Origin of the sequence: Polaromonas sp. CG_9.11 (assembly GCF_015752225.1) — a bacterium.
In the GTDB taxonomy this organism is placed as follows: domain Bacteria; phylum Pseudomonadota; class Gammaproteobacteria; order Burkholderiales; family Burkholderiaceae_C; genus Polaromonas.
This window is the reverse complement of the sequence record NZ_JADOVE010000054.1, coordinates 1-5511: the sequence shown is the minus strand read 5'-3', so window position 1 is coordinate 5511 and position 5511 is coordinate 1. Positions and strand designations below refer to the sequence as shown.

Genomic DNA, 5511 nt, shown 5'->3' with positions numbered 1-5511 from the left:
CCAGAAACCCCACAAATCAAGGAGCTTCGAAACACGCAAAAAGTAGCCTGACTCACTTCACTTCAGGCGACAACTTCCTTGACAGCCACCGAAACAAGCGGCCGTCATCGAGCTGTGCACCCGGCAGACAAGTGCGCAAGCAGTTGCTCAAAAGCTCGCCGTGAGCAGAGGGGTGTCACCAGCGGAAGTAAAGTGATACAGGCAGCGGTTTAAAACGGACACACCTATTTTGAGAAGATGGCTGCCTTTAGGGTAGCTGTGATAACCAAAGAGGTGTTTGTGGAAATCGAGTTACTTAAAAAGCATGGATTTAGCCTGAGGCAAATTGCCAGGGAGGTGGGCTGCGCGGTCAACACGGTGCGACGTCAACTGGCCGCGGGTGACATGCCGAAATATGTGCGCAAGGTCACTCGGCCCACCAAGCTTGGCGCCTATGAGGCTTACCTGCGCGCGCGTCAGGAATCGGCCAGGCCGTTGTGGATACCGGCCACGGTGCTGTTGCGCGAGATTGCCGCGCGCGGCTACCAGGGCGGGCAAACCCAGCTGTGTACTTTCTTGCGCACGCTCAAGCCCCTGCGGGCAGCAGATCCGGTGGTGCGTTTCGAGACCGCGCCGGGCGAGCAGTTGCAGGTCGACTGGGTCGAGTTCAGAAAAGGAGCCAGCCCGCTGTACGCGTTTTGCGCCACACTGGGGTTCAGCCGCGCCAGCTACGTCGAGTTCGTCAGCGACATGAAGGTGCAAACGCTGGTGGCTTGCCACGAGCGTGCCTTTGAGGCATTTGGCGGCGTGCCCAAACGAGTTCTGTATGACAACATGAAGACGGTGGTTCTCGAACGCGACAGCCATGGCGAGGGCCAGCACCGTTACCACGCCGGGTTTATGGACTACGCCAGGCATTGCGGCTTTGTGATCAAGCTGTGCCGGCCGTACCGTGCCAAGACGAAAGGAAAGGTCGAGCGCTTTAACGGCTACCTGCGACGCTCGTTCTACGTGCCCTTGCTTAGCCGCCTGAAGCAATCTAGCCTGCAGCTCGACGTGGTGACCGCCAACATCGAGGTTTCCCGCTGGCTGGCAGAGGTTGCCAATGAACGTGTGCACGGCACTACGGGAGTGCGGCCTTCAGACCGGCTGAGGCAAGAGCGGGCCCATCTGCAGTCGATTCCGGCGCCGTGGCGCGCCGACATTGCAGCGGCCCGTCCGCAGGCCCTGGCGGTGCCAGGCACGCCAGCTACGCCGGTGCGTCCGGCAACTGTGGTTCAGCACATGGCCCAGGCGTTGCCGATGCAGCACCCGCTGGCGGTGTACGAGCAGCTGCTGAGCCAGATCACGCAAGGGGCCGCGGCATGAACTTGCAACATGAACGAATAACGCAGCTGTGCGAGGCGCTGTCGCTGCCTTGCGTGGCGCAGGGATACGACGCAGCCGCACAGCATGCAGCCAAGACCGAGCTGGGCTACAGCGACTTTCTCGAAGGGCTGCTTAAGGAGGAAGCGGCCGGGCGAAGGGTCCGAAAGCAAACCATGATGACGCGCCTGGCGGGCTTTCCCGTCATCAAGACGCTGGACGACTTCAGCTATGACTTTGCCAAGGGGGTCAAGAAAAGCCAGATCGAGGAACTCGCTGGCCTGGGCTTTGTCGAGCGCCGGGAAAACGTCGTACTCATCGGCCCCAGCGGGGTGGGCAAGACGCACCTGGCCATCGCGCTGGGCTACCGGGCCGCGCAGGCGGGCATCAAGACGCGGTTCATGACGGCGGCGGATCTATTGCTGGTGCTGACGACGGCGTACCTGCAGAACAATTTGAAAAGCGTCATGAACCGCACGATCAAGGCGTACCGGCTGCTCATCATCGATGAGATTGGCTATTTGCCGATGAACCGTGAGCAGGCCAATTTGTTCTTCCAGGTCATCGCTGCACTTTACGAAAAGGGCAGCCTGATCGTGACGAGCAATCTCCCCTTTGGGCAGTGGGACACGACGTTTGCGCAGGATGCGACATTGACGGCGGCGTTGCTCGACCGCCTGCTGCATCACGCGCACATCGTGCCCATTGCCGGCGAGAGCTACCGGCTCAAGCACCAACGCCAGGCAGGCATGGTGCATGCCGTAGAAAGGAGTGAGATCGGATAAACGGCGCCCGGCGGGCCTCGCTGCGGTCGGGCTACGCCCTTCCTGCACGAGGCCCGCCGGACAGAAATGAAATACGTTGGGTGTATCCGTATTGAGTCGCTGCTTCTTCAAACCTGTATTCGTATTCAATTGCTGTTGACAAGGGGCGCTGTACCAATGGAAAAATCAATTACTGGGTCCTGAGGCTCCCGCATCCATGAAACCCAACAACGATTCACCGCCAGATCCTGAACGGGCAGAGCTCGAGCGGCAAGTCCAATCACTTCAACGCGACATCCGCAAATTGCAGCTTGAACACGACCTTTTGAAGAAAGCGAATGAACTGCTAAAAAAAGGCCTGGGCGTCAACCTTCAACTCCTGACCAACCAGGAGAAGACGCAGCTGGTTGACGCCCTGAGACGAACGTATTCGCTGCCGGATCTCCTTGCCGAACTTGACCTGGCGCGCAGCTCGTACTTCTATCATCGAGCACAGCTGCTGGGCGCTGACAAGTATGCGCAGGCGCGCCTGGCCATTACAGACATCTTCGAACGCAATCACAGCTGCTACGGGTACCGTCGGATACGGGCGGCATTGGGTAGGCAGAAGCTCTGCGTCTCGGAAAAAGTCGTACGGCGCTTGATGAAGCAGGAATGCCTGGTCGTTGCTGCTAAGAAGCGACGTAAGTACGGCTCCTATCTGGGAGAAATCAGCCCAGCGCCAGACAATCTCATTAACCGCGACTTCCAGGCTGCAGCTCCGAATGAGAAGTGGCTCACCGACATCACGGAATTCCATATCCCGGCTGGCAAGGTGTACCTGTCGCCCATGATCGACTGCTTCGATGGCATGGTGGTCAGCTGGACCATCGGCACACGTCCAGACGCCGATCTCGTGAACACCATGCTAGATGCTGCTATCGATAAGGTGGCCAACAGCGATGTCCGACCCGTCGTTCATTCCGATCGCGGTGGGCACTATCGTTGGCCTGGGTGGCTTACCCGGATACACGATGCAAAGCTGGTTCGGACAATGTCGCGCAAAGGATGCTCGCCCGACAATGCGGGCTGTGAGGGCTTCTTCGGGCGATTAAAAACAGAGTTGTTTTATCCTCGGAGCTGGCAGGACATAACTATCGACCAATTCATCCAGGTCGTCGGCTCCTACATCCACTGGTATAACGAAAAGCGGATAAAAATCTCCCTTGGCTCCCTCAGTCCCCTCCAATACCGAGCGAGCCTCGGACTTATGGCATAAATCAGTCCAAGTTTTACGCCGCACCCCCCCGGCCTCTTGCTTGAATTCGAGCGTGTAGCGCGCCCTTGATATTTTCGTTATTTCCGTTTTCCTTGTCTGAATTGAAACACTCAGTAAGGGATACGTTTTTCAGGGGCAAGGTCATAGTCAATCACCGTTGAGTATTCCGGATCAACGTGACCGGTGATTCCGGGATCGTGACCGACATTCCGGTGAACGTGACCGGAGGGATTCCGGCAACGTGACCGCTGATTCCGACGAACGTGACCGATGTCTTTGGTCACGCCTGTCGGCACGGCGGTAGACACCGTCGGCACGGTGTTGCGCATAAACGAAACCCGGCGTGGCGTGTAGCTTCGATGCTTTTTGCAAAGAGACACATGCCCGCCTTAAGGATCAATATGCGCAAACTCAAAGACGCCCTGCGTCTGAAATTCGAGGGTGGACAGTCCCACCAACAAATCGCCAGTGCCCTGGGGCTCTCCAAAGGTGTTGTCACCAAATACGCGGGTCTGGCCGTCGCCGCAGGGCTGGACTGGGCGGCCATTTCAGCCCTGGACGAAGCCGCGCTGGAGCGACGCCTGCTGGCGTCGTCTCGCGCCAGCCAGACCTATGCGCAAGCCGACTTCGGGCGGCTTCACCAGGAGTTGGGCCGCAAGGGCGTGACGCTCATGCTGCTATGGGAAGAATACTGCGCCCAGGTCGGCGACGAGCACCGTGCGGACTGGCCCCTCAAGCCCTGGCGCTACTCGCAGTTCTGCGAGAACTACCGCCAGTTTGCCAAACGCCTCAAGCGTTCCATGCGCCAGGTCCACCGCGCCGGTGAGAAACTCTTTATCGACTACGCGGGCCCGACGGTGGCCCTGAGGGTGCACGGGCAGGAAATTGGCCGCGCCAACATCTTTGTGGCGGCCATGGGCGTGTCGGGCTACTGCTTTTGCCTGGCCACGGCCACGCAGACGGCACGCGACTGGCTGGGCGCCGCTGCGCAGGCGCTGAACTTTTATGGCGGCGTGCCCCAGCTCATCATCCCCGACAACCCACGCGCCCTGGTGACCAAGGCCGACCGCTACGAGCCGCTACTGACTGACAGCGTGCAGGACTTTGCCCGCCACTACAGCTGCAGCGTGCTGCCTGCACGCGCTTATCACCCACAGGACAAACCGAAGGTCGAGTTGAGCGTTTTACTGGTCGAGCGCTGGATCCTGGCACGCCTGCGCAAGCATCAGTTCGCCAGCGTGGAGGAGGTCAACGACGCCATCACCCCCCTGCTGCACTGGCTCAACCAGCGTGCCTTTCAAAAGCTGCCGGGCAGCCGCGCCAGCGTGTTCGCGCAGATCGACGCACCGGCCCTGATGGCCCTGCCGCTGCAGCCCTGGGAATGGGCGGTCTTCAAGACGGTGCGCGTGCACATCGACAGCCATGTCGAATTTGAAGGCCACCGCTACAGCGTGCCCAACGCCCTGGTGGGCCTGGCGCTGGAGCTGCGCGTCACCGCCCATGCGGTGGAGGTCTTGCACCGTGGCAACCGGGTGGCCAGCCACACGCGCTGCGTCCACAAAGGCGGTTTCACCACCGTGATTGAACACCTGCCCGAGCGCCACCAGCACCAGGCGCGGTGGACGCCCGAGCGGCTCATCGCCTGGGGCGCGCGTATCGGCGTGGCCTGTGCGGCGACGGTACAAAAGATGCTGCAGCGCCAACCCCATCCCGAGCACGCCTACCGCGCCTGCCTGGGCCTGCTGTCGCTGTCCAAGCGTTATGGCGAGGCCCGGCTGGAGGCGGCCTGCACCATGGCCCTTGCCCTGGGCACCAGCAAGTACACCCACATCCGCGACATCTTGCTCAACCGGCGCGACCTGCTGCAAGCGAGCACCACGCCAGAGTGGACATCTCCCGCACACGCCCATGTGCGTGGCGCGAACTACTACCAATGAAACCCCTTACAGAGAATTCCAAAATGATGATGCACACCACCTTGAATCAACTGCGCAGTCTGCGCCTGGAAACCATGGCCCAGGCGCTGGAGCAGCAGCTCACGCAAAGCGGCATCGGTGCCATGAGCTTTGAAGAACGGCTGGCCTTGCTGGTCGACCGTGAGGTGCATGGCAGACAGGACCGGCGCTGTGCGCGGTTGCTCAAGAC

4 protein-coding genes and 1 pseudogene are annotated in these 5511 nt (G+C 60.2%); all 5 read left to right on the top strand.

Features of this window, described 5'->3' with window-relative positions; translation table 11 throughout:
• Nucleotides 1–258: 258 nt before the first annotated feature.
• Nucleotides 259–1347, top strand: coding sequence for an IS21 family transposase (istA, locus tag IWX85_RS19925; RefSeq protein ID WP_196870954.1), 1089 nt, complete (start codon nucleotides 259–261; stop codon nucleotides 1345–1347).
• Nucleotides 1344–2129 carry an IS21-like element helper ATPase IstB gene (istB, locus tag IWX85_RS19920; protein WP_196870953.1) on the top strand — a complete coding sequence of 262 codons (786 nt, stop codon included), beginning with the start codon at nucleotides 1344–1346 and terminating at the stop codon, nucleotides 2127–2129. The genes istA (IWX85_RS19925) and istB overlap by 4 nt, the downstream gene beginning before the upstream one ends.
• A gap of 148 nt (nucleotides 2130–2277) precedes the next feature.
• Nucleotides 2278–3366: pseudogene (locus IWX85_RS19915) on the top strand (IS3 family transposase); the annotation flags it as partial.
• Between the two features lie 380 nt (nucleotides 3367–3746).
• Nucleotides 3747–5303 carry an IS21 family transposase gene (gene istA / locus IWX85_RS19910; RefSeq protein ID WP_196870952.1) on the top strand — a complete coding sequence of 519 codons (1557 nt, stop codon included), beginning with the start codon at nucleotides 3747–3749 and terminating at the stop codon, nucleotides 5301–5303.
• Nucleotides 5304–5326: 23 nt separating this feature from the next.
• Nucleotides 5327–5511, top strand: a 185-nt coding sequence (locus tag IWX85_RS19905) for an ATP-binding protein (RefSeq protein ID WP_196870951.1), incomplete at its 3' end; no start/stop codon positions are given.